The following is a 25725-nucleotide window of genomic DNA, read 5'->3' on the forward strand; positions in this document are numbered from 1 at the left end:
CGTTAATAAAAATGACTTTATAAATCGGAGGACTTCCCATGCCTAAAATCAGTATTATCGGAGCCGGCTCGGCCATGTTTTCCCTAAGCCTTATTAAAGATATTTGCCTTACGCCTTCCCTTGAAGGCAGCGTAATCAGCTTCATGGACATCGACGAGCAGCGTCTGAACAGCGCCTATTCGCTCTGCGAGCGGTATGCCAAAGAGGCTAATATCTCGCTGGTGCTGGAAAAAACGACGGATCGGAGAGAATCGCTTCGCGGAGCCGACTTCGTCATGCTCGCGGCGCTGATCGGAGGACATCAACGTCTGAAAGACGGATGGGACATCGCGCGGAAGCACGGATATCGTTTTGGCGGAAGCCTCCACGTAATGCATGATGAAGGATTCTGGATCAATTTCGACCAGTTGCAATTGATGGAGTCGGTGATGCAAGACATTCTGGAAATTTGTCCGAATGCTTGGTATATGCTCGTATCCAATCCGGTCATGGCCGGCGTCACCTATTTGCAGCGCAAGTATCCGCAAGCCAAGCTGGCAGGCTTCTGTCACGGTTCGAACGGAATACGGGCCGTCGCCGAGGTCATCGGGCTCGACCCGAAACATATCACGTACGAGATTCCGGGCGTCAACCATTTCATCTGGTTGACGGAGTTCCGCTACAAAGGCGAAGACGCGTTTCCCATTCTGGATCGCTGGATAGAAGAAAAATCGGCGGCCTATATCGAGCAATGCGGGACTTGCGATTGGTTGGGTCCCAAAGCGCTCGATCTTTACAAGAAGTTCGGCGTATTCCCGATCGGCGATACGGGAAATCCGGGAGGCGGCGCTTGGCCGGCCTGGCATCACGCGGATGAAGAGACGGAGCGCTTCTATAAGGAAGATCCCGAGGCCTGGTGGCGCGACCTTTACTTCGCGGGCGGAGCTGCGGGCGTCGAGAAAATACGGAGAGTTTCCGAGAATACGGCCGAGAAAGTGATGGATAGCTTCCCGCCGGTACATTCGACGGAACCGATGATCCCGTTTATTGAAGCGATCGCGTGCGATGTTCCTAGGGTGATGATCCTCAATATTTTGAACGACAGCAATTACGTGCCTGGCATTCCGCTGGATTTTCAGGTGGAGATTCCTTGTTACGTCAGCGGAATAGGCGTTCAAGGCATTAAAACCAAAGGCTTGCCTAAGCCCGTCATTCAATATGCGCTGCGCGATCGCGTCGCCCCCGTCGAGATGGAGCTGCAAGCTTACGAAAGCGGAAGCTATGAACATCTTGTTCAATTAATTCTAATGGATCCGTGGACCCGTTCCGAACAACAGGCGCGGGCGCTGTTGGACGAGATCCTTCAAATGCCGAGCCTTGCCGCGATGAGACGGCATTTCAATTGAAGGGGCTGGCGATATGGTAATCGAACGGTTTGACCTTTACGGCGAAACCGCGATAAGAGCGCGGAACGAGGAGCTGGAAATCGTTTTAGTCCCGTCATGGGGGAGCAACTTATTGTCTTTGCGCTCCCTAAGCAAAAACCTTGATTTGCTGCGTTTCCCGCAGTGTCGGGAAGAGTACGAAGCGGATCCGTTCATGTACGGGCTGCCGATTCTATTCCCTCCGAATCGGATAGCCGACGGCAGGTTCGAGTATGACGGCAGGAAGTATCGATTTAACATTAACGACCCTTCGGAACACAATCATACCCATGGTTTGCTGTTCGATGCGCCGTGGAAGCTCCTGCGAGCCGAAGCCGAGGGAGAACGAATCGTGTTGGAGACGATTATTCATTCGGAGGAACACGAAGGGATTCTAGCGCAATTTCCTCATCTGTTTACCGTTCGCATGCAGTACGTTTTAGAGCGGACGTCGCTAACCGTCGAAGCGACGGTTAGCAGCCGGGATAGCGCTCCCTTTCCTTGGGGGCTCGGTTATCATACGACCTTTAATTTCCCGTTTAACGGTTCCGGGGATTTGGCGTCGTGCCGTTTCGCGCTTAATGCGGATAAGCAATGGGAGCTGAACGAACGGTTTCTGCCGACCGGGAAGCTCGTAGATATCCCGTATTCGGAACAATTGCGCGAGGGAAAAAGCCTTGTCGGGCACGCGCTGGACGATGCTTTCCAAACGGCCTATGCCGGAGCGAACGAAGCGGTGCTGACGGATTTGGGCTCCGGAATTCGCGTCGTATATAGCGCCGACGAGCAGTTTAAACAATGGGTGGTTTACAATCACGATTCCAAACAAGGTTATCTTTGTCCGGAGCCGTATACTTGGATCACGAATGCGCCTAATCTGCAGCAGCTGCCGGAGGACTTGACCGGTTTCCGCGTTCTTCGGCCCGGCGAACAAGTTCAGACGACAACGCGAATTCGGATTGAAGAGGGGATCTAGACATGTCTTTGCGCAGCGATCGATGGTTCAAACATCCGTCCAAAGAAACGCGATTCCAGCATTTGTCCGCCATGAGGGCGAACGGGCATGTCCCGGAATCCTTCGTAGGCAAACCCATTATCGGGATTTTCAACTCGTGGAGCGATTTGAACAGCTGCAATGCGCCTCACAAGGAATTAGTCGAGTTCGTCAAACGCGGGGTGCTGCTCGCCGGAGGTTATCCGCTGGAGATGCACACGATTACCGCGCCCGCGGATTTTATGAAGCCCTCCGATCTGCCTTATCGGAACTTGATGGCGATGGACGTGGAGGAATCCATACGGGCATTGCCGATCGACGGCGCGGTCATGCTCTGCGAATGCGACAAGACGACTCCCGCCCAGCTTATGGGCGCGGCCAGCAGCAATATCCCGTCGCTTCAACTGGCCGCCGGGCATCGGGCTTCCGGAACTTTTCGCGGGAAGAAAGTCAATTACGGTACCGATCTGTGGCGCTTAATGGACGATTACAATGCCGGACTGTTAACCGAAGAGGAATGGACGGAGCTGGAAAAATGCATTTCGTGCACGCAGGGAGGGTGTCCCGTTATGGGGACCTCCTCCAGCATGAAATGCTTGTCCGAGATGCTCGGCATGATGCTCCCGGGCACCTCCACGATTCCGGCTACCCATGCCGGTCGCAAATGGGCGGCGGAAGAGACGGGGAAACGAATCGTAGCGATGGTTAAGGAGGGACTGACTCCGTCCCGCCTGATGACGGAAGCCTCATTCGATAACGCGATCAAGCTGCTCGCGGCGATCGGGGGCTCCACCAATGCGGTTATCCATTTGACCGCGATCGCGGGACGCCTTGGCATTCGCATTCCCCTGAAGCGTTATGAAGAACTGTCCACGGGCATTCCGCTGCTGGTTAATCTTCAGCCGAGCGGAGAGCACAGCATGGACGATTTTTTCGAAGCGGGCGGACTTGGCGCCGTGATCGGCAGGCTGCTGCCTCAATTGGACGCGACCCGTCTTACCGCGTTGGGAACTACGCTTGAGGACGTCTATCGCGATGCTCCCTCTTACCGCGAAGATATCATTTCCACATTAGGCGAGCCCTTCAAAACGGATGTCGGCCTTGCCGTGCTCACGGGCAATTTGGCGCCATCCGGCGCGATCCTGAAACGCTCCGCGAGTTCGTTTATCAACGGGAAGCATAGGGGGCAAGCGATCGTATTCGATAGTTATGAAGACATGCATGATCGAATAGATAGCGAAGAACTGGAAGTAGACGAGACGTCGGTGCTCGTTCTGCGAAATTGCGGTCCGGTCGGTGCCGGGATGCCCGAATGGGGAGCGCTGCCGATTCCGAAAAAGCTGTTAAAGCTGGGCGTGCGGGATATGGTCAGAATTAGCGATGCGAGAATGAGCGGAACAAGCTTCGGAACCAACATCCTTCACGTTTCTCCGGAAGCTCAGCTCGGAGGACCGCTGGCGGCGATTCGAAGCGGGGATTGGATCGAGGTCGATTTGGAGCGGGGAACCCTTCACGTCGAGCTTACCGACGAAGAAATCCGCGAGCGAATGAAAGCCTGGTCGCCTGTTCGCTTACACAAGCGCGGATATATGCGGATGCACGCGGACCATGTCTTGCAAGCCGACGAAGGCTGCGATCTCGACAACCTGCGTCCCGCCTCCGAAGAGGAAGTTCCATTTGTCGAACCGACCGTGGGAAGAGGATAGTTAGTAGAGAATAGTTAAAATCAGTCAGTCATTTTTTATCGGATGATGACTTTGGAGGAATAGCGATGGGTAGAGCACAAGCATTCGCGGCCAGTCTTGGCCTGCCGGGCAAAGATCAGTACCAGCTCCCGACAAGCGAAAAGAGATTCGAAGACGGCGCGCATTATCGGGTGGAAATTCCATCCGTGGAAGAGCCCGCTATCTTGGAAAGCGTCATCGCGGAGTCCAAGAAATTCGGGATAACGGTAAACCGGGTCTCTCAGGGCAGCGGCATCATGCTGTTAAGCGATTCGGATATTCGCGACATGGCGCAAATGGGGAATTCGGAAGGGATGGAAGTGTGCCTCTTCGTCGGGCCTCGAATGAGCTTCGATATCGGCGGAATGGCTCTTAGCGCCAGCGGTAAAGTGCTTGGCGGAAGACATGCGGGGATGGATCAACTGCTCTACGCGTTGGAAGACGTATTTCGCGCGACGGATCTAGGCATTCGCAGCGTACTTGTCGCTGACGAAGGCTTAGTATCGCTGATCGATCAAGCCAAGAACAAAGAACAATTGCCGGCCGACCTGGTCGTCAAGATCTCCGCGATGATGAGTCCGACGAACCCGGTAAGCGCGAAAATCATAACGGAGCTTGGCGGCAATACGTTGAATTTGGCCGGAGATATTACGCTTCCGCAATTGTCGTCGATTCGGTCGGTCGTTGACGCGCCCGTTGATCTCTATATCGAGTCTCCGGACGATATGGGCGGATTTATTCGGAATTACGAGATTCCGGAAATCGTAAGAATCGCCTCGCCGGTTTACTTGAAATTCGGTCTGCGCAACGCGACAAGCGTATACCCTGCAGGGGCGCATAACCAAGAGGTGGCCAGAATCCAATGCATGGAAAAAGTGAACAGAGCACATCTGGGTCTGCAAATGCTGGAGCGGTATAACTCCGGTGCCATTCAATCCGGCAAATTTGCTAAAGGCTTGGGAATTCCTGCCGCTGCCGCGAACTAACGCTTCGACCAAGCTTTATGAAGGGAACGGTAAACATGACGACAGAGCAAATCTATCTGAACTATATCGACGGGAAATGGATTCCGTCCGTAACGGGAAAGGTAACGGCGAGCCTTGATCCGGCGGATACGAACGACATCGTCGGTTACGTGCAAGATTCCGGCGAAGAGGATCTCGAGCTTGCGGTGAGCGCGGCCAATCGTGCCAAGGGGGCATGGCGTAAGCTCTCTGGTGCGGCGCGCGGCGATTATCTGTTCAAGGCGGCCAATCTGTTGGAAGCGAGGTTAGCCGATATTGCGGAAACGATGATGCGCGAGATGGGCAAAACCCTAGCCGAATGCAAAGGAGAAACGGCTCGAGGCGTGGCGATTCTCCGTTATTATGCCGGGGAAGGCATGCGGAAGATCGGCGACGTGATTCCTTCGACCGACAATGAAGCCATGATGTTCACCACTCGGGTGCCTCTGGGGGTCGTAGGCGTCATAACGCCGTGGAATTTCCCGGTCGCGATCCCGATGTGGAAAATGGCGCCGGCGCTTATCTACGGGAATACGGTCGTCATTAAGCCGGCGATCGAAACGTCCATAACGGCTGCCAAGCTTCTGGCTTGTTTTGAAGAAGCGGGTCTTCCGCCAGGCGTTATCAATTTGGTCACCGGAGACGGAGCAACGATCGGCGGAGGCATTGCGCGGCATCCCGATATTCAAGGCATCACCTTTACGGGCTCCAACAAGGTAGGGAAACAGATCGGGCAAACCGCTCTATTCCGCGGCGCGAAATATCAATTGGAGATGGGCGGGAAAAACCCGCTTATCGTCGCGGCAGACGCGAACCTCGATCTGGCGGTGGAAGCGGCGATCAGCGGCGGATTGAAATCGACCGGACAGAAGTGTACCGCGACGAGCAGAATTCTCGTACAGGCTTCGGTCTATGAAACTTTCCGTGCGAAGCTGGTGGATCAAGTGAAGCGGCTGAAGCTGGGGAACGGAAACGATTCCGCGTCGTGGATGGGGCCTTGCGCGAACGAAAGACAGCGCGATACCGTACTCTCTTACATCGACAAGGGGATCGCGGAAGGCGCGAGCTTGCTTTGCGGGGGAGGCGTCCCTGCCGACGAGGAATTAAAGATCGGGTATTACGTGCAGCCGACCGTATTCGACGGGGTGACTTCGAAGATGACGATCGCTCGAGAGGAAATCTTCGGGCCGGTGCTGGCGCTTATCCCTTTCAATGATTTGGAGGAAGCGATCTCGCTTGCAAACGACGTGGAATATGGACTAAGCGCCTCCATTTTCACGCAAAATATCGGGAACATTCTCGCTTTTATCGCCGATATGGATGCAGGTTTAGTTCGCATTAACGCGGAGACGGCAGGCGTCGAGCTGCAAGCTCCTTTCGGCGGAATGAAGCAATCCAGTTCTCATTCGAGAGAGCAAGGGCAGGCGGCCATCGAGTTTTTCACTTCTATTAAAACCGTGTTCTTGAAAGCTTAGTAGGAATTTAATAAGCTATGACGAGAAGACAACCTCGTGCGGTTGTGGAGGGCAGAGATTACCTCTGCCCTTCTTTTGGTGCACCCGGCATTTGTGCTATCTATAGGGTGGAAGTTCCGATTATTGGATGAGATGACTTTACCTGAAAAATTTCAACCTTAGATGAAAAAACTTTGCATTAAATTCGGAGAGTTCCTAGAGATGAAATCGACGAGTTCCGTAAGTTTCTAATTTACGCTGAGATAGCGTGAGCTTTTTCTTGTTAGTTAAGATGTAACAATTGGTGATTTTATTGCTATGATGGCGTTCGCCTGGTTAACGGAAACGAAGCACGGATGGCGGCATTCATTGCCTTCTCGAATTTCTTCGTTATTTCGTTTTGATAACGGTCACGGACAGGGGATCGACGTATTCTCCTTGCTTAAGAGTGGAGAAATGCAGATGAGGACCGGTTGATTGTCCGGTACTGCCCAAATGCCCGATCAGGTCTCCGCTTTTCACTTCGTCCCCGGCTTCTACGGCAAGCTTGTCCATGTGCCGGTATTCCGTGCTCCACGCTTTATTGTGTTGAATGGTGACCGTTAAACCTTTGGCAGTATCATATTCGGCTACAACCACTTTGCCGGAGCCGGCCGCGAAAATATCGGAGCCCGCTTTGCCGGCGATGTCGATGCCGTCGTGCAGCGTTTTTTCGGATGTTACCGGGTGGATGCGGTTGCCGTAGCGCGAGCTGATTTTAGCGTCTTTGGGGAGCTTGAGCAGCAGTTTGATATCCGCTGCGCCATCGTCGTTCTGGACGACAGCCTCAACGACCGGCTGCTTCGTCGCCGGCCCTTTTTTGTCCGCCGCGAGGGCGGAAGGCAGCATTAAAGCACCGGCCAGAATGAATACGGCCGCCCCGACGATAGTAGCTCTCCTTCGCGCGGGTTTATAGTCTCGGATCATCTCGATTCTCCTCAGGATCATTTTTTTACTTCCGAAGAAACCGACTCCCGATAATGCGACTTTTCTGGAAGCGCCAAGCTCTAGCAGCTTGATCATGCAGGACGCATAGACTTGCTTGGGCGCGATGCCGCTAAGCACCGTTGCGTCGCAGGAATTCTCCTGATCGCCGCGCATACTCTTTAAACCGTACCACGCTAGCGGATTAAACCAATGCACGGAAACGAGCGAATACGCCAGCAGATTGACCCAAATATCCTTCCTCTTGTGATGAGCCAGCTCATGCCTGAAGATGCACTCCCATTCGGCTTCGCTCAGACGGCCGACCAAATCGTGCGGAATTAGCACAATAGGGGAAAATAGGCCGAAAAGAGCCGGACCGGACACCTGACGGGTAAGCCGAAGTTCGACGCGGGCACGGATGCCCAGCTTCGCGCGAATGCGCATGAAGCTTTTTTCCAGCTCGCCAGGGGCAGTCCAGTCGCTTTCCCGTCTGAGCGCCCGAAGCATTGCGAGATGTCCGGCCAACGGGAACAGAAGAGCGACCGCGATCCCAGCCAACCATACGGCCGCCGCGATTTGAAGGCTAGAGCTGTTCGTCGCCCAACTGCCGTCCCTCGCGGGTTTTATCATATTGGACAACGCTCCGTTGTCTACGCGTCCCGGCTCAGAGGTCGCTCCCCTTCCGACCTGCAAGCTCTCGCCGACATACGGCGCGACTGTCTCGAAAGCCGGCATTCTAGCTTCGACCGCATCAGGGACGGGGAGCCAGCGCAGCTGACTCCCTACATCTCCGGGCAGCAGCGGGATCAGCAGCTTCGCGAGCAGCAGGAACCACAGGGCGTAGCTACAGAGCGGCGGTAGCGTCTTGCGGCCAAGCCGCAGCGTCAACGCGATCAGAAGCGCGAGCGCCGCGGCTTCGGCCGAGCCGACCAGCGTTTGCCCGAACAGTCGGACTGCAGCCTCCATCGTCATTTCTCCTTTTCGCGGAGCAAATCTTTCAATTCTTTAATGTCTTCGGGCGTGAGCTTCTCGGATTCCAGGAAATGCACCATCATCGGTTTAAGCGCGCCTCCGTAAATTCGGTCGAGGAAGGAGCGGCTTGCTTCGCGAACGCATTCTTCCTCGTTCACTAGCGGGAAGTAAGTATATTCCCGCCCTTCCTTATGAAAATCGAGAGCGCCTTTCTGAACAAGCCGACCAATAAGCGTCTTGATCGTCTTCGGCTTCCAGGCTTTCGTTCCGTTTAAGCGGGCGATGATGTCGGCGGCCGTCAATGGCGACGATTGCCATACGATTCGCATAATATCCCATTCCGCGTCCGAAATAGGAGGTGATTCGGCCATGTCGGTTCCTCCGTTCATTTTATTGCCGGCAAAGAAAACGCAATGGATTACACTTGTAGTCTACACACAAAGATTACATTTGTAATCCGTCTGTGTCAAGTCACTCGCCGCCATCCGCCGAAACCTTGCGAAGCTGTTTGCGATATTCCGTAGGGGAGAAGCCGCTCCAGGCATGGAACTTCTTGGAGAAATAAAGCGCGTCCCCGTAACCGACGGACGAAGCGACCTGCTCGATCGTCATCGACGAAGCGAGCAGCAGCTCGGCTCGCTGCATGCGAATTTGCAGCAGGTACTGCATCGGCGACATGCCGGTCGCTTGCTTGAACAGCTTGCATAGATGGGTGCGATGGTAGCCGAACATGCTCGCCATATGCGAGACGGAAATCGGCTGGGCGAACTGCAGCGTCAAGTATTGCAGCGCCTGCTTGACGGCGTGATCCGAGTCCGCCGGCGCGGGAGCCGCAAGGCGCTTTTTGGCGCGGGCGGCGCCAAGCTGATGCAGCAGGAGGCGAAGCCAGCCTTCGGCTTCCAGGTTGGATAGCTCCGGGCTAAGCGAAGTATCGAAGCAGCGGCGAAGCTGCGCGTAAGCGTTGCGAACGTGCGGATTTAAGCTGCCGGGGACGACCGGGGATTCCGGGGAGACGCCGATCGCCTCCAAGGCGGCTGCTGCTCCGGGACCGTTGAAGGCGAACCAGGCGTAACGCCATGGCGACGCTTCATCCGCCTGATACCAGAACAGCTCGTCGGGAAAGATGACGAAGGAATCGCCCGCACCGCAGCGGTAGGAGGTTCCTCTGATCATAAAGTCGCCGTATCCGGACAGCACAGTATGAATCAAGTAATAATCGTGGATAGTCGGTCCCATTTTATGCAGCGATATCGGTTGAGCTTCGCCGCTGAACAGCACGGTCAGCTCGGCTGCGGAAGGGGAAGGATTAAAGGCGACGGAATAATCGTCATGATCGGGATTCAACGGGAATCACCTGCCAGGGCTTTTTCTTAACTATAGCAAACAAACGACAAATGTCCATATAGATGCGCGATGACTCCATACTCTTATGGGGGCGCTTGCATTACATTGGGAGTAGCCAATCATCTTATTCAACCGGAGGTTACGAACTTGTCTAAAATTACTTTTATCGGCGCAGGAAGTACGGTTTTCGCCAAAAACGTGCTCGGAGACGTCATGCATACGCCAGCTCTTCAAGGCTTCGAGATTGCTCTTTACGACATCGATCCCGTTCGTCTGAAGGACTCGGAGAACATTCTCAATAACATCAAAAAGACATCCGGAAGCACCTGCGTCATTAAGTCCTACAGCGATCGCAAAGAGGCGCTCCGCGGATCGAAATACGTCGTTAACGCGATTCAAGTCGGCGGCTACGATCCTTGTACGATTACCGACTTCGAGGTGCCGAAGAAATACGGTCTGCGCCAGACGATCGCGGACACGGTCGGCATCGGCGGCATTTTCCGCAACCTGCGCACGATTCCGGTTATGCTCGATTTTGCCAAGGACATTCGCGAGGTTTGCCCGGACGCTCTGTTCTTGAACTATACGAACCCGATGGCTGTGCTGACGAACGTCATGAACACCTACGGCGGCGTAAACACGGTCGGTCTGTGCCACAGCGTGCAAGTGTGCGTTAAAGATTTGTTCCAAAATCTCGGCATGGACACGACGGGCGTCAAATCGAAGATTGCCGGCATCAACCATATGGCTTGGCTGCTTGAGGTGTCCAAGGACGGCGTCGACCTGTATCCGGAGATCAAACGTCGCGCGATCGAGAAGCAGAAGGAGAAGCACCACGACATGGTTCGCCTCGAGCTGATGCTGAAATTCGGCTACTATATCACGGAATCGTCCGAGCACAATGCCGAATATCACCCGTACTTCATCAAGCGCAATTACCCGGAGCTGATCGAACGCTTCAACATTCCGCTTGACGAGTATCCGCGCCGCTGCGTCGAGCAGATCGCCAACTGGGAGAAAATGCGCGGCGAGCTTCTGGGCGATGCGAGCCTCACGCACGAACGCTCGCACGAATATGCTTCCTACATTCTGGAAGCGATCGAGACGAACGTGCCGTTCAAGATCGGCGGCAACGTTATGAACACTGGCGGACTGATCTCCAACCTGCCGCGCGAAGCTTGCGTAGAAGTGCCTTGTCTCGTTGATCGCTCCGGCGTTAATCCGACTTACATCGGCAACCTGCCGCCGCAACTCGCTGCGCTTAACCGCACGAACATCAACACCCAGCTGTTGACGATCGAAGCCGCGATCACCGGCAAGAGAGAGCATGTGTACCACGCGGCCATGCTGGATCCGCATACGTCCGCCGAGCTGTCGCTGGACGACATCGTTTCCTTGTGCGACGATCTGATCGAAGCGCATGGCGACTGGCTTCCGAAGTTCGCGTGAATGGCCTGATCGTCCGTAAGGACAAGGATGAGGCAGCGGGCAGGTAAATTCGAGGATTTACAGATCTGAAACGTGAGCCTATAGAAGCATAGATTTCGGGGAAGCCCCTCATCGAAGCCGGACACTTTAAGTGCTGCGCTTGGATGAGGGGCTTTTTGTTGAGTTGAGGTTTAGGACTTAGGATACTTTCCCCAGGAATGAAATGTAAGTAAAATAGGGCGGAATTCAAGTGGAAATCGCCAAGTGAATGTAAATGAAATCTTTTAGTTCTAATATGCCGAGAAAAAGGAGCTATGCCGTATGGGAGTTTCTGTGTATTACACGTGTGAGAGAGACCGCAGCCTCACCAACAGTGAGGAGCAAGAGGTAACGGCCGTCATTGATAACTACAACGCAGGTTTTGAAATGAAGGATATTGGAGAAGAATTTTGTGTTTACGACTATGACCCGGATGAACCGACTGTGATCTTTGCAGGTTCGACGAAGCTGCCCTTGTCGGATAATTTTGAAGATACATTGCATGCGCTGTTTTATTGGTTGGGCTGTTTGACGGATATTAGAAGATGTATTTCTGACGGGGATTGGCATGTGCATCTGGATGATACGGATGCCGTCTGGGATGAGGAAACGGGCTGGCACATGCCGGAAGATTAGAATCGGCTGGACGGCCCCTTCGTTTTGTGATCCGTTATCCCCAATTCGTGCAAAAGAGCAGCCGAATGCGCGTAGGAACCGTTCCCCGGCCGGTGCTAGAATGTTAGCCATACAAGCGACAGGGGAGTTGCGGTTATGGACAAAAGGAAAGCATTGGCGACGGGCTGCGCGGCGTTGGCCGTTGCGGCCGTAGTGACGGCGGGAGCCGTAAAGTGGGTGGAAACGGAGGGAGCGGGCGGCAAGGAGGCCGGAACGGGAAACGTATCGTACGAGGCGCGGGCGTTAGGCTCGAAGACGTTCGAAGAGGAGGCGTTCCGCGATCCGGACGTGAAATACCGTCCGCTGCGCATTCTGCATGAAAGCGTACATTCGGGCGTGATAAAGAAGCTGAAGGATCTCGGGTACGGGGGCTTGGTTACGAATGTGGAGTACAAGCCGTTCTCGATGTACTTGCAGGCGCCGGACTACTGGAGAATGCTCAAGCAGAACGTATCGTACGCCATCGATACGCTGGGGCTGCGTGTGTGGCTGTACGACGAATTGGGGTGGCCGAGCGGCGCCGCAGGCGGACTCGTGCTTAAGGAGCGGCCCGACCTTGAAGCCCAGGGATTGGCCGTCGTCACAGAAGAGACGAAGGGCGGAGGGGAGATTGAGATCGTTCATCCGCAGGGTCACGGCTGCGTCGTCTCTGCCGTCGCTTACCGGGGGACGGAGAGTACGTTTGAGCCGGACAGCCTCGTCGATCTGACCGCTTCTCTGGACGAGGGAGGAAGCTTAAAGTGGAAGCCGGCCGACGATGAGAGCTGGGTCGTATTTTATTTTGTTCAGAAGCCTTTTTACGAGGGCACCCATGCTGCATTCAACTGGTTTGAGCAGCGACGCTATCCGAATCTGCTGGAGGAAGAGACCGCCGCCAAGTTTGTCGAGGTCACGCACGAACAATACCGCAGGGAGGTCGGCGAATATTTCGGCAGCGGCATCGAGGCCTTTTTCACCGATGAGCCTTCTCTGCTCGGTACCTACTTCACTGACGAGCCGCCCGTCAAACCGGTGACGAAAGACGAACCCGATCCGGACTTTCCGCTGCTGCTGACGCTGAATTGGGGGAATCGGCTGGCCGAACAATTCCGGGAGCGCCGCGGCTACGATTTGCTTCCCAATCTACCGCTGCTCGTTACCGGTGACGGTGAGAAGGCGCTTAGAACGCGTTGGGATTATTATCGCACTCTGTCTGAGACGCTGGGGGACAGCTACTTCGGGACGCTGGAGAAGTTCGGGGACGACTACGGCGTCGCTTCGTCCGGGCATCTGCTGCTGGAGGAGAACTTGTACCATCAAGCCGTATTCGAAGGCGACCTGATCCAGCTATACCGCCGAATGCACATCCCCGGCATCGATATGCTGACCTCGTACCCGGAGCAGGCCAAGGACTGGGGCGTCACCGTCGCCAAGCTGGCCAGCTCCGCGGCTTCGCTGTACGGACGGGAGCGCGTCATGAGCGAAATTTCGAGCGCATTCGACGCCGAGGACGGAGGGCTGCGGGGACGACTGGGCGCCGCGGCGGTGCAGTATGCTTACGGTGTCGATACGTTTAATTCATATTATCGGCACGAGACGATGAGCGACGAGGATAATCGCGCCTTCACCGACTTCCTTGGACGAATCGGATATATGCTGGACGGGGGAGCGTCGGACGCGAAGCTGGCCGTCTATTACCCGATCGAAAGCGTATGGGCGCGGACGCTGCCGCCGATGACGCTGCATGCGAAGGACTTCGCGCGCGAAGCGGTGGCGCTGAGCGATAATTTCAAGCAGGTGTCCCTGAAGCTGGTAGAGCGGCAAGCGGACTTCGACTACATCGATTCCACCGCCCTGCTCGAGAGCAAGACGGACAAGAGCGGTTGGATCGTTCCCGGGGGGAAACGTTACGAGGCGCTGCTTATCCCGAGCATCGACGTTCTGGATACGGAGGCGATGGATCGGCTGGAGGAGATCGCGGATGCCGGCACGACGCTGATCGTACAGGGAGACGGCCCTTCCGTGGCGGAGACCGGCGCCGACAGCGGCAAGCTTGTCGAACGCTTCCGCAGGCTGCTCCAGCGGGACAACGTGCGCCGCGCGAACGGAGCGGACGAGGCGGCGGAGGCGGCCGGCCGCGCCTTCGCGCCCGCAATAGAGCTGAGCTCCGCCGAACCGTCGATCGTGGCGCGAACGCAGCGCTTCGCCGATTCGTCCGCTTTTCTGTTTGTGAACACATCGCGCGAAAGCCGCCCCTTCCAAGCGCTTATGGCTGCAACGGGCCAGCGCGTTCGTCTGTGGAATCCGGAAACGGGCGAGATTCGCGAGCTGTCGCACGAGACCGAAGGAAGTCGGATAAGCGCAGAGCTGACGATGGAGGGATGGCAGGCGGTCGTCGTTACCGTGGAGCCTTAAACGGACAAGACCTAAATAGGCAAGGAGACCGGAATTCGGCCTCCTTGCCTATTCGGGCTGCGCCCGTAACGTCCGAACGAGCCGCTCTCCCGTAAGGCGATATTCGCTCGGAGTCCTTCCGGTGAGCCTGCGGAACATGCTGGAAAATTGCGAGCTGGTGGAGAAGCCGCATTCCTGGGAGATCGTGCTCAGCGTCATGTCCGTGGAGACGATCAGCCGTTTGGCGTAGTCGATTCGTTTGTCGATAATGTAGTTCATCGGCGACAGCCCGGTCCGTTCCTTAAACATGTGCCGGAAATGGTCGTAGCTGTATCCGGACACCTTGGCGAGCGCGGGCAGATTGATGTTCTGGTTGAAGTTCTCGAGAATGAAGTTTTCGATATAGCGGAAAGAGTCGGAAGCCGAGCTGAGCGAGCGGGTGCGCTCGAACTCGATCAGAAATTCGCTGAGCAGCAGGTCCAGCTTCAGGTTGTAGTGGAGCCGCTTGCTTAGCAGCTCTTGCTTCATGCGCTTGACGATCTGCAAGAGCTGGCAGGAGCGGTCCGGATACACGCCGTTTTGTACGTCAATCACTTCGGTATCATTTAACGTAAAGCCGATGCAGAAAAGCTCCGTTCCGGTGTCGTGCGTTTCGCTGTGGTACGTGTCGGGCCGGATCAGACTGAACATGTTGTCGGCATATTCGTATTCCTTGCCTTCGATGTTCGTCGTGCCGCTGCCGCTGATGTAATAGACCAACTCGTAGCATTTGTGATGATGGCTCAGAATCTGGGTGTCGGGCTTATGCACATAGAAAAAAATGAATTCCAACTGGTGGGCGAACATAGGGAAGCACCTCGCTGTATCGCATCTTAATCACCATATCGAACAAATCGATCGTAGCAGAGCATTTTCGTATTGTCAAAATGTGCAAGGGTTTTGCGGGGCGGAGAAAAAGATAAGCGCCAATTTCGAATAAGCATTAACCATATCGTGATAGCCTGAGAGATTGGAGATATGCTAACTTGAGGTTGTCGACACGATCAGATGCGGATGGTGAGGCCGTAAGGGCTTCGTCCGGCGCAAAGGAGGAATTGAGAGAGAGAGAGAACGTGTGCTTGTAGAGCAGCTAACGGGAAAGGGACAAGGTCAGGCTCGATTAGAAGCCGATGAAAAATCGTCAGGCAAGACAACATTGCGGAAAACGAATAGCATTCGGAGGTAGTACAATGGCAAACCCAGCGGATTCCCGCTTAAGAGTCATCATCGACACGGATATCGGAGACGACATCGACGACGCGTTCGCGCTTTATCTGGCCGTCCGATCGCCGGAACTGGACGTAGCGGGAGTTACGACCGTATTCAAAAATACGAGAGCGAGAGCGCAGATCGCCGGGCGACTGCTGCGCCTTGCGGGCAGGGACGACATTCCGGTCGTGCCGGGGGCGAGCCGGCCAATCGTTAACGACAAGGTGTACGGCCGACCGATTCCCTACGAGGAGAAGCCTCCCCAGTACTTGGCGGAAATGGAGGGCGAGCCGATCGACGATACGATGACCGCGGCTCAATTTATCGTTCGAACGGTCAAGATGTCGGAATCCAAAATTACGCTCATTACGCTAGGGGCTCTAACGAACATCGCGACGGCGCTTATGTACGAGCCGGCCATCGCCGATAACATCGAGAAGATTGTCGTCATGGGGGGCGCTTACGATGTGAACCTGTCGGAGTACAATTACTCCTGCGACCCCGAGGCCGCTCAGGTCGTCCTGAATGCCGGAATTCGCACGATTGCGGTCGGACTGGACGTCACGTTCCGCTGCGAGCTGTCCGAGACGCAGGTGCAGGCGCTCCGCGCCAGCGACGATCCCGTCGCTCAATTGATTATGCGGATGCGGGAGCATTGGAATTCCAATCATATTTACCTGCACGATCCGTTGGCCGTGGCAGTGTCCTACCGTCCGGAGTTCGTCTCGCTGCAGCAGCGGCGCATCGGCGTGGAGATTCGGGGCGAGTACACGAGAGGTCTCGTCGTAAACCTGTCCGATTTCAATTGGCAGCGGCAGGCCGCCGATTCGAGCGTCTGGGTATGCACGCAAGTCGACAGTCAGAGCTTTACCGATTTTTATATCAATCGAGTGCTGCAAATTCACACTTAGGGGGATTCAGAAAATGGTCATTCGCAAGCCGAATAAAGTAAGCGTTGCCATCTTGGGTGCTGCGTGTCTGGCATGGACGTTGACCGGCTGCTCGGGAACGAACGGAAACGCCGGGCCAAGCTCTCCGTCCGCGCCTTCGTCCTCACAGGCGAGCGTCGAACCTTCCGCTTCGCCTGAGGCGAGTGCAAGCGCAGGACCGAAGCAGATCGCCGAAGGACGTCCCGTCACCTTGTCCGTCGATCTGCACGGCTGGATGCCGACGCTGAATAAGGAGGCGACTCCGGAAAACCCGAACGTATTTCAGTCGACGCAGGTGATCGCCGACGAATTCATGAAGCTCCATCCGAACGTTACGATCGAATGGGCGCGTACGAAGCCGGTGGGCGGGCTGCAGAACGAGGTTGCGGAGTGGCTGACGACACAAGTGGCGGCTGGCACCGCTCCGGCGATTACATTTACGTGGGGCAACGCTTATCAAGAGCGGGGCTGGTACGAACCGCTGTCCGCCGATCTCGATACGCCGAACGAATACATGCCCGGCAACGAGAAATGGCGCGAGTTGTTCCCGGATTACCTGATGACTCACCGCGAGCTTGTGGACGCTCACCAGAACCTAGTGGCCATCCCGTTCGCGCTCTATTCCGGTCCTCCGACAGGCTACTATATCAACAAGGATCTGTTCGCCAAGTACGGCCTGCAGCCGCCCAAAACATGGGCCGAGCAGTTCGAGGTCGCGAAGACGTTTAAAGAGAATGGAATCATTCCGTTCGCGCCGTGGGGCTTCTTCAAAAAGATCGAGCTATCTCATTGGAACATCCAGTTCAGCGTCGGTCCGGCTTACGCGGGAGCGATTATGGACAAGACCGACTACAACAAGGACGGCCAGATCGAGCTGGCGGAAAATATTCGCGCCGTGAAGCAAGGGCTGTATAGCCCGCTGGAGCACGAATACGCCAAGGAAGTGTACACCGAGCTCAAAAAGTTCTATAAAGACTTCCTGTCTCCGGGCTGGCAGGATACCGATTACACGAAGCTGTGGAACGAGGGCAAGGTCGCGATGAAGGAGGAGGGCGTGTGGGCTCTCCCGGCGGAGAACGGCAATATGGAGCGCCAGTTCGAGTTCGGGCTAATTCCTCCGCCACTCGTCACGGAATTCGCAGCCAAGGACATTGAGCCGCTGAAAATCGAGTTCACCGAGAAGGGGCCGTTCCAGCCGGGACCGGACCTGTCGCTGAATGTTCTCAAGCCGGTCGTCGAGAACAATCCCGATCTGCGCGAGGCGGCCATCGCTTTCCTGAAGTTTCTGACGCTGCCGGAGAACGTGTCGATGGCCGTCGTCGAGCAGGGAGCGGCGCTCGGCGCGGTGCGCGGCTCGGAAATTCCTCCGCTGCTAAACGATTGGATGAACAATCAATTCCCGATCGTGCCGAAGGCCAACTGGCCCGGCGCATTCACCGACGAGCAAAGCGTGCTCATGCACAAGGAGTTCGAGCTGTGGGTGCTGGACAAGTCGAGCGACGAGACGTTCTTCAAGAAGATTAACGACATTCAGCAAAAAAGCGCCGACGCCGCGATCACGAACATGAAGATCGACACGGCAGGCTGGTAACCGGAAGACGGGGGACCGGGGAGCGGAAGCTGCCCTGTCCCCTCCTCCACGAGAACGGAAGCGGGGAAACGCATGAAAAAACTATGGATCTGGATCGCGGTCGTTCTGACCGTCGCCCTTCTTGTCGGTTTCGATTACTACCGTTCGACCGAATTCAAGCTGGAGATCGTCGAGCTGTCGCCGCAGCCGGCCCCGGCGGACGGTCAGTCTCCGGTAAAGCTCAAGGTTCGGCTGCTGGATGGCAAAGGCCTTCCCGTGGAGGGGCATATCCTGTTTGGACTGCCTCGCAACGGCGGGCTGTTCAGCTCGAACCGGATGCGCACGAACGCAGACGGGGAAGCGGAATATACCTATTATCCTTATAAGGCCAGCAAGCTTCAGCCGGTAAGGAAAATCAAAATCGACATTATCGACGAGTCCAATTCGGTATTTATCGAGATCAATACAAAACTTACGGTAGAGCTCGATCTCGTTCAGCCCGAGCAGGAGACGAAAAGCGAGCACAGCCTGGACAACATCTTCGGCGAGTAGGACCGCGGACGTCTCCGCACGGAAAGGAAGGCTATGCCTATGAGAACGCTGTATGCGGAAATCTGGAAGAGCCGCAAAGCTTATTTGTTTCTGTCCCCGCTGTTTGTGGGGCTGCTTGTATTCTGCTATTTTCCTCCGCTTAGCGGGATCTATCATTCGTTCTTCGACTGGGACAGCGTGGGGAAAGCGGAGTTCATCGGATGGGACAATTATCGGGAGCTGTTTCGCGACCAGGTGTTCCTGAACTCGATCCCAACCGCTTTTCTTATCCTGATTCCCCGCCTGCTGATCGGCATCGTCGTGCCGCTGATTATGGCGGAGATGATTTTTTCGGTGACGAAGAAAAAGATGCAATCGATCTACCGCATTCTGATTTTACTGCCGATCGTCGCTCCCGGCGTCGTCAGCCTGCTGATCTGGAAGTTCATCTACGACCCGACCTCGGGTCTGGCGATCGGCCTGATGAAGGCGTTCGGCCTGGCCGAGCCCGATGCGGTCATCCACTGGCTCGGCGATCCCGGACTGGTCATCCTGAGCATTGTGTTCATGGGTTTTCCCTGGATCGGCGGCACAAGCGTACTGATCTATATGGCCGGCCTGATGAACATCTCAACAGAGGTGATCGAATCGGCGCAATTGGACGGGGCGAGCGTCTGGAGGCGGATTTGGTCGATCGACATCCCGCATGTGATGGGACAAATTCGGTTTTTTCTTATTTTCGGCATCATCTCCGGACTTCAGGACTTCGGCATTCAGATCGTGCTGACCAGCGGCGGTCCCGGCTACTCTACCTATGTGCCGGGCTACTACATGTATATTGAAGCTTTTACCGCCGGAAGGATGGGCTACGCGTCGACGATCGGCACGGTTATGTTCGCCGCAATTTTCTTGCTCAGCCTGCTGGCGTTCCGGATGATGAAGTCGGATTCGAATACGTAAGGGGAGCGAACGCATGCCGATAGCCAGACATTTATCGCAGGCGGTGCTGCATACGATCATCATCATTCTGATCGCGATTATGCTGTACCCTCTGCTGCTCACCTTGTGGGGGGCGTTCAAGACGGATTTGACGTTCATGACGAGTAAATGGTATCCGACGCTTCCGCTGCGCGTATCCAACTTTCGGACCGCGTTTCTCGGAACGTGGAGGTATTTGTTGAATACGGTTCTGGTGGCGGGCGTCGGCACGACGCTGATGCTGGCGATCGCCTCGCTCGCCGCCTTCACATTCGCGCGCATGCGCTTTTTCGGGCGGAACGTGCTGTACTTCTCGGTCATTGCCCTGATGATGATTCCGGGCGTGCTTACGCTGGTGCCGGGCTATATGCTCTACAAGACGTTCGGATTGCTCGATACGTACGCGGTGCTTATTCTGCCCATTGCGACGGGCGGCCCGATCTTCGGAGTGTTTCTGCTTCGCTCGTTTTTCGAGGGAATTCCGAAGGATTTCTTCGAGGCGGCCCAGATGGACGGCGCGCACGATTTCAAGCTGTACTATAAAATCGCGCTTCCGCTGTGCGTGCCGATCATGGGGACGCTGGCCATCATGCAGATCGTCGGCGTCTGGAACGATTTTCTGTGGCCGATGATCACGATCAACGACTACAATCTGCTGACGATCGCGGCGGGACTGATCATTACGTTCACCGGACAGTATTCTACGAATCTGCCGGTCACGTTCGGCGGCTACGTGGTCGCTTCCCTGCCGCTCCTGCTGCTGTTCAGCTTTACGAATCGCTACTATATCCAAGGCTTGCTTTCCACTTCCATTAAGCTTTAGCGGCTTTCCCATTCTATATAGGAAAGAAGGGCTGGCAATGAGAGGATTAAAGCTTATGCTTGCGGTGTTGACGATCGCATCGTTTCTGCCGGTATTTCCGGCGGCCGCCGGTGCGAACGGATTATGCGACTGGACCGAGCTGGTCGGCCATGACACGAACGAACAGCCGAAGACGGGCGATCTGACATGCGATCAGGACGGCGTATCGTTCTCGGGAGAAACGAAGTATTACGTAGACGGGCAGGGAGGCGGAGCGTTTGGCGGCATCTACAACCGTCCCGTCGAGTCAAGCGACATCCGCGTGGAGCTGACGATCGAGGAGCTTGCCGACGGAGCGGTCGAGGACGCCTGGGTCAGCGTGAGCTTCCTGGATGCGAAGAAGTTTTTCAACATTCTTAATACGCTTGATCCCGGAGGCGTCGTGACGCTGCTTCGCAACGACGGAGGGATCGTAAGCGTCCAAGTGGACGGATACGCTCCGTTCGGCGCGACGAATCATCGGACGCTGTTGAATAAAACGACAGGCGTTGCCGTCGGCCAGAAGCTTGAACTGCGGTTGAAGCGGGATTTCGCGGGGCGCTGGCAGTACAGCGTCAACGGCGTTCGCTTCGACGGCAGCGGCGAGCTCGTCGATCTGCCGGCCAGTCTGTTTGCCGGCAAGGACGTTTATGTTGTCGTCGGCGTCCACAACGTGAATGGGCATGAGACGTCGTTCCGGGTAAGTCGGATTTCCAGCGGCGCTCAGTACGAACCGGAGGCGGACGGACAGAAGGTATTTAACGAGAGAATCTTCGCCAATCCGCCGCTGCAATATCGGCCGCTGCGCATTATCCACGATAACCTGACGACTTCGATGATCGACGATCTGAAGAATTTGGGCTACGGAGGCATCGTGACGAATGTGCCGTATTCCGACTACCTGGAGTCGGAGACGAACTGGAGTACGCTTGTCGATAACGTCGAATACGCCATCGACGAGGCTGGGCTCCGAATGTGGATTTATGACGAGGAGGGTTATCCGAGCGGGGGAGCGGGCGGCATCGTGCTGCGGGAGCGCCCGGATCTGGAAGCGCAAGGACTGGCGACGATCGTCCGGGAGACGTCGGGCAGCGAAACGATCACCATCCCTCATCCGACCGGACACGGCGAGGTAGTGCTGGCGGCTGCTTATGAGGGAACAAGGGATAATTTCTCCGCCGCGACGATGACCGATCTACGTCCGTTTCTCGACGCGGGAGGCAGCTTGAACTGGAGCGCTCCCACCGGCGATCGCGTCGTTTTTTACATGGTTCAAAAGCCGTTCTATGAAGGCTCGCATGCCGCCAACAACTGGTTCGAGCAGCGCAGATACGTCAACCTGTTGGAAAAGGAGGCGGCGGAAACGTTTGTCGACTGGACGCACGAGCAGTATTTTGAGCGTCTGGGCTCCTATTTCGGCAACGGAATCGAAGCCTTTTTCACCGACGAGCCTTCCCTGCTCGGCACCTATCTGGACCCGCCGCCGGTTACGCCGCTTGTCCGCGACGTGCCCGATCCGAACGTGCCGCTGCTGCCTTCCCTGAACTGGGGCAACGCGCTGCTGGACGATTTCGAGCTGAAGCGCGGTTATGATTTGTATCCGTTTTTGCCGTATTTGGCAGGCGGGGACGACGCTCAGGCGAAGCAGGTTCGCTGGGACTTTTATCGGACGCTGTCTGAGCTGCTGGAGGACAATTACTTCGGCACGCTGCAAGGCTTCTGCACGGACAAGGGCGTCGCCTGCACCGGCCACCTTCTGCTGGAGGAGGATTTGTTCCACCACGCCGTATTCGAAGGCAACCTGATGTCGATTTATAGGCGAATGGACTATCCGGGTATCGATCTGCTGACCGCTTACCCCTGGATCGCCAAGGTGTGGGGCGTTACGACGGCGAAGCTGGCCAGCTCCGTCGCCAAGCACGAGGGTAAGCCGCATGTGCACAGCGAAATCTCGAACGCTTTCGACGGCTCGGAGGCGGGCATAACCGGCCGGCTCGGCTCGATTGCCGTTCAGTTCGCGTACGGCGTCGACACGTTTACCTCGTATTATGTGCACACCCAGATGTCGAATGCGGATAACCGGCTGTTCACCGATTATGTCGGCCGGCTCGGCTACTTGCTGGACGGAGGCGCGTCGGTCGCCCAGACCGCGCTGTATTATCCGATCGAGAGCGTGTGGGCCCATACGCTCCCGCCGCAGTCGATTCATGCGGAGGATTTCGCACCGGGAGCGGTGGACGTTAGCGAGAGCCTGAAGCAGACGGCGCTCCAGCTTGTCGGAAGTCAGCTCGACTTCGATTATGTAGATGAAGAGAGCGTGCTGGAGGCGGACACGGCGGAAGGCAGGCTGGTTACCGCTGACGGTTCGGCTTACCGGACGCTGGTCGTTCCCCGCGTGTCTGTCATGAGCGAATCGGCACTGGACAAGCTGGAGACGCTGGCGGATGCGGGCGTAGCCATCGTTATGCTGGACAGCGGAAACGTCATTGGCGAGCGGGGAACGACAGCCGGAGACATCCAGGATGCGTACGACGGACTTCTCGCGCATCCGAACGTGACTTCGGTTGTAGGAGAGTCCGCGATTCCGGCTGCGGTGAAGGCGGCGATCGAGCCCGACTTCGCGCTCGATCAGCCCGATTCGGCCATCATCTACCGCAAACAGAAGATCGGGGACTCCTACGCTTATTTAATTGTTAACACGTCGGAAAATCCGGCCCGGTTCGAGGCCAGCTTTAACGTTTCCCTGGAACGGGCGCGGATCTGGGACCCGCTCACGGGCAGCGTCGTGCCGCTGCCGCTCAAGACGAAGAACGGTCGTCTGACTGCCGATCTCACGTTCGCGGGACGCCAGGGCATGGTCGTCACGTTCGAGCCGGAAGCCGCTGATTGGACGATTCTAGGCGGGCAGGATGCCGGCGGAGCGGTTCGTGACGGAGCGGTGGCTAACTCGGGCGGCGGGCTGACGTTTGTCGGAGACGCCAAGTATTATGTAGACGGGCAGGGCGGCGGAGCGTTCGGCGGGATCTTCAACCGCCCTGTCTATGCGGACGACATCGAGGTGGAGATGGAGATTGGCGAGTTAGCCGATGAAGCGCTGCAGGATGCCTGGGTAAGCTTGAGTTTTCTGGACGGCAAGAAATTTTTCAATATTTTCAATACGCTTGATCCCGGAGGCGTCGTGACGCTGCTTCGCAACGACGGCGGAGTCTTGAAGGCTCAGGTGGACGGATATGCCGATTTCGGCGGAGGATCGACGCAGCGGACGCTCATGGTCAAGACGTTGGACGCCGATGTCGGCGAGGCTTTCGCTATCCGCTTAAAACGGGACGCGGTCAGCGGCAAGTGGGGCTATTACGTTAACGGAACGAGGCTGGATACCGGCGGCGAGCTCGACGATCTGCCGGGCGGATTGTTCGACGGCAAGAACGTTTACGTCGTCGTAGGCCTGCATAACGCAAACGGCGGGCTGACGTCGTTCACGGTGAAACGGATTTCGTCCGGCGAGTAAATTGTTGTATAGAAACCGATAAGGCATGCGTCTCCTTTTCTCGAAGGAGGACGCATGCCTTGTTTATTCGTTAAATGTTGAACCCAAAGATACACTGAAGGACAACCGAATGAAATGGAGAAAGGGAATGTCCCTCGCCTTCAAGGGCTAAGCCTACATACCTCTTTATATTCGGCAAATCTCTTCAGGGCAAGTCGGGCACGTATTGCAGCGGCAGATATTTTGCAGCGCGCCGAGACTGCGGATGATGATTTTACCGTAGCGGAAATCGAGAATATCCTTTTCTTTGAATTCGTTCAGCATCCGATTGACGCTCTCGCGCGTCGCCCCGATAAAATCGGCCAGTTCCGCGTGGGTCAGCTTCATATCGATACGGATTCCGTACGGTTCCATAACGCCGAACGAATTGCTGAGGCGAATCAAGGTCGAAGCCAGTGCCCCCGGCTTGCCGAAGAGCAGCAGATCGCGAAATTTCGATTGCGTAACCCGGTGGTTGTAGGCCATCCATGCCATAAATCCGAACGCTAGCTCGCCGTCCTGACGCATGGCGGCCTCGAGATCCTGCCGATGGATGACGCCGATCTCGGCGTTGTCCGTCACTTCGGCGGTAAAAGCGTATTGGAGGCTCATATGTCCCGCCGCGAATTCGCAGATCATATCTCCGGCCTTAAGGATCGACAGAATGTACTCCTTGCCGTCTTCCGTCGATTTGTGCAGTTTGACTCTTCCGCTGCGAACGTAGTAAGCGTGATCCGCTTCGTCGCCTTCCCAGAACAGGAATCCGCCAGCGGGGACCCGGATGGGAACCATGATGCTTTCCAGAAGCGCGAACTGCTTAGGCTCGCAGAAGTTTGCGATCCCCATATGACCGGGGCATGCCCTCGTCCCTGTCCCCGTCCGTTCATTTGTCATCGCAATTGCCAGCCCATTGCTGCCCATCGCTGCCATCTCCCCTCGTTCTGTTACCTCTATCGTACCTCGTGCAGGAAATGAATGTTATCCGGGAATACGCTGAAATGCATAAGGGGAATTCCCCTATTTTTCTGTGAGGAAAATCACATTTGGCGTAAAAAAACGCGCAAAATATGCGCCGAAGCTTCGTTAAATCATGAAGTCAGGTATCGCAGACGGGGCGGAAAGGCGGGAAATCGGGCGGCTGAGGCAAAGATGGGGGATTCTCCCGCGGTCTTTCAGGGGATTCCCTGACTTACAAGCAGGGGCAGGCTAGTTACAATAGAAGATGAGTGAGGATCCGAACGGAGGAATGCCGCATGGGAACGAGGGATATACAGATTCAGGGAGTGCTCGAAGGGGTAAGGGGAGCGTTGGACAGCGATCTGGCGGCACTCGCCGTTATTGATCGGAGGGAACGAAGCGCCCGTTGGAGATGGGCGTCCGGCAACTTAAACAATCGCTATTCTTACATTAGCATAGGGTACGGACAAGGGATTGAAGGCGAGGTTATCAAAGTGGGACGCGGGCTCGTCTGGGACAGCGGCAACGCCAAGAAGCGCGCCGACTCGATTCTGTTGACGGAGGGGCTGCAATCCGCGTACGCCGCCCCCATTATGGCGGGATCGGACATCGTCGGCATATTGCTGGCGGGAAATCGGACGAAGAGAGCGTACGGCCAGCCTGAACGCGAAACCGTGACGAAAGTCGCCGCCGAGATAGCCGAATGGTTTCAGGATTTGTTATGATAGCGGTATAAAAGTTTGTATATAAAGTCCGATTTTGATCAGGA

20 protein-coding genes are annotated in these 25725 nt (G+C 55.9%); 15 read left to right on the forward strand and 5 right to left on the reverse strand.

Features of this window, described 5'->3' with window-relative positions; translation table 11 throughout:
* The first annotated feature begins 38 nt into the window (after positions 1 to 38).
* The 5 genes from J4772_RS28440 (at position 39) to gucD (ending at position 6600) form a co-directional block, all read left to right on the forward strand.
* A complete protein-coding gene (locus J4772_RS28440) occupies positions 39 to 1385 on the forward strand; it encodes a family 4 glycosyl hydrolase (protein WP_209072455.1) in 1347 nt (448 codons plus the stop codon).
* A 13-nt stretch (positions 1386 to 1398) separates the two neighbouring features.
* Positions 1399 to 2379, forward strand: a complete 981-nt coding sequence (locus J4772_RS28445; RefSeq protein ID WP_209072456.1) for an aldose 1-epimerase — start codon at positions 1399 to 1401, stop codon at positions 2377 to 2379.
* Between the two features lie 2 nt (positions 2380 to 2381).
* Complete coding sequence (locus J4772_RS28450) at positions 2382 to 4103, forward strand: dihydroxy-acid dehydratase (RefSeq protein WP_209072457.1); 1722 nt, start codon at positions 2382 to 2384, stop codon at positions 4101 to 4103.
* A 65-nt stretch (positions 4104 to 4168) separates the two neighbouring features.
* A complete protein-coding gene (locus J4772_RS28455; protein ID WP_209072458.1) occupies positions 4169 to 5107 on the forward strand; it encodes a hypothetical protein in 939 nt (312 codons plus the stop codon).
* A gap of 35 nt (positions 5108 to 5142) precedes the next feature.
* Positions 5143 to 6600: an alpha-ketoglutaric semialdehyde dehydrogenase GucD gene (gene gucD, locus J4772_RS28460; protein ID WP_209072459.1), complete on the forward strand. Its 1458-nt coding sequence runs from the start codon at positions 5143 to 5145 to the stop codon at positions 6598 to 6600.
* A 369-nt stretch (positions 6601 to 6969) separates the two neighbouring features.
* Here the strand turns inward: gucD and J4772_RS28465 are convergent, their stop codons facing one another.
* The 3 genes from J4772_RS28465 to J4772_RS28475 form a co-directional block, all read right to left on the reverse strand.
* Entirely contained in the window at positions 6970 to 8511 is a 1542-nt protein-coding gene (locus J4772_RS28465) for a M23/M56 family metallopeptidase (RefSeq protein WP_209072460.1), read from the reverse strand.
* A gap of 2 nt (positions 8512 to 8513) precedes the next feature.
* On the reverse strand, positions 8514 to 8888 hold the full coding sequence (locus tag J4772_RS28470; protein WP_209072461.1) for a BlaI/MecI/CopY family transcriptional regulator: 375 nt from the start codon (positions 8886 to 8888) through the stop codon (positions 8514 to 8516).
* A gap of 100 nt (positions 8889 to 8988) precedes the next feature.
* Positions 8989 to 9861: an AraC family transcriptional regulator gene (locus J4772_RS28475; protein ID WP_116065828.1), complete on the reverse strand. Its 873-nt coding sequence runs from the start codon at positions 9859 to 9861 to the stop codon at positions 8989 to 8991.
* Positions 9862 to 10008: 147 nt separating this feature from the next.
* Between J4772_RS28475 and J4772_RS28480 the strand changes: the two genes are divergently transcribed.
* The 3 genes from J4772_RS28480 (at position 10009) to J4772_RS28490 (ending at position 14397) form a co-directional block, all read left to right on the forward strand.
* The gene (locus J4772_RS28480; RefSeq protein WP_116065829.1) at positions 10009 to 11310 is read left to right on the forward strand and encodes an alpha-glucosidase/alpha-galactosidase; all 1302 of its coding nucleotides are present in this window, start codon (positions 10009 to 10011) and stop codon (positions 11308 to 11310) included.
* A 300-nt stretch (positions 11311 to 11610) separates the two neighbouring features.
* Positions 11611 to 11964 carry a hypothetical protein gene (locus J4772_RS28485; RefSeq protein WP_209072462.1) on the forward strand — a complete coding sequence of 118 codons (354 nt, stop codon included), beginning with the start codon at positions 11611 to 11613 and terminating at the stop codon, positions 11962 to 11964.
* Positions 11965 to 12099: 135 nt separating this feature from the next.
* Positions 12100 to 14397 carry a glycosyl hydrolase gene (locus tag J4772_RS28490; protein ID WP_209072463.1) on the forward strand — a complete coding sequence of 766 codons (2298 nt, stop codon included), beginning with the start codon at positions 12100 to 12102 and terminating at the stop codon, positions 14395 to 14397.
* A gap of 48 nt (positions 14398 to 14445) precedes the next feature.
* On the opposite strand, the gene J4772_RS28495 is transcribed toward J4772_RS28490, so the two are convergent.
* Entirely contained in the window at positions 14446 to 15222 is a 777-nt protein-coding gene (locus J4772_RS28495) for an AraC family transcriptional regulator (RefSeq protein ID WP_209072464.1), read from the reverse strand.
* Positions 15223 to 15605: 383 nt separating this feature from the next.
* On the opposite strand from J4772_RS28495, the gene J4772_RS28500 reads away from it, so the two are divergent.
* The 6 genes from J4772_RS28500 (at position 15606) to J4772_RS28525 (ending at position 23981) form a co-directional block, all read left to right on the forward strand.
* Positions 15606 to 16535, forward strand: coding sequence for a nucleoside hydrolase (locus J4772_RS28500; protein WP_209072465.1), 930 nt, complete (start codon positions 15606 to 15608; stop codon positions 16533 to 16535).
* 13 nt (positions 16536 to 16548) lie between these two features.
* Positions 16549 to 18144 (forward strand): ABC transporter substrate-binding protein, encoded by a 1596-nt coding sequence (locus J4772_RS28505; RefSeq protein WP_209072466.1) that lies wholly within the window; start codon positions 16549 to 16551, stop codon positions 18142 to 18144.
* 72 nt (positions 18145 to 18216) lie between these two features.
* Entirely contained in the window at positions 18217 to 18675 is a 459-nt protein-coding gene (locus J4772_RS28510) for an Ig-like domain-containing protein (protein WP_209072467.1), read from the forward strand.
* A gap of 39 nt (positions 18676 to 18714) precedes the next feature.
* Positions 18715 to 19614, forward strand: coding sequence for a carbohydrate ABC transporter permease (locus J4772_RS28515; protein WP_209072468.1), 900 nt, complete (start codon positions 18715 to 18717; stop codon positions 19612 to 19614).
* 13 nt (positions 19615 to 19627) lie between these two features.
* A complete protein-coding gene (locus tag J4772_RS28520; RefSeq protein ID WP_209072469.1) occupies positions 19628 to 20455 on the forward strand; it encodes a carbohydrate ABC transporter permease in 828 nt (275 codons plus the stop codon).
* A gap of 37 nt (positions 20456 to 20492) precedes the next feature.
* Positions 20493 to 23981 carry a glycosyl hydrolase gene (locus tag J4772_RS28525; protein WP_209072470.1) on the forward strand — a complete coding sequence of 1163 codons (3489 nt, stop codon included), beginning with the start codon at positions 20493 to 20495 and terminating at the stop codon, positions 23979 to 23981.
* A gap of 165 nt (positions 23982 to 24146) precedes the next feature.
* On the opposite strand, the gene J4772_RS28530 is transcribed toward J4772_RS28525, so the two are convergent.
* A complete protein-coding gene (locus tag J4772_RS28530) occupies positions 24147 to 24920 on the reverse strand; it encodes a Crp/Fnr family transcriptional regulator (RefSeq protein WP_209072471.1) in 774 nt (257 codons plus the stop codon).
* Positions 24921 to 25252: 332 nt separating this feature from the next.
* Between J4772_RS28530 and J4772_RS28535 the strand changes: the two genes are divergently transcribed.
* Positions 25253 to 25681, forward strand: a complete 429-nt coding sequence (locus tag J4772_RS28535; protein WP_116065840.1) for a GAF domain-containing protein — start codon at positions 25253 to 25255, stop codon at positions 25679 to 25681.
* The last annotated feature ends 44 nt before the right edge of the window (positions 25682 to 25725 follow it).

Origin of the sequence: Cohnella sp. LGH, from assembly GCF_017671885.1 — a bacterium.
GTDB lineage: Bacteria > Bacillota > Bacilli > Paenibacillales > Paenibacillaceae > Cohnella > Cohnella phaseoli.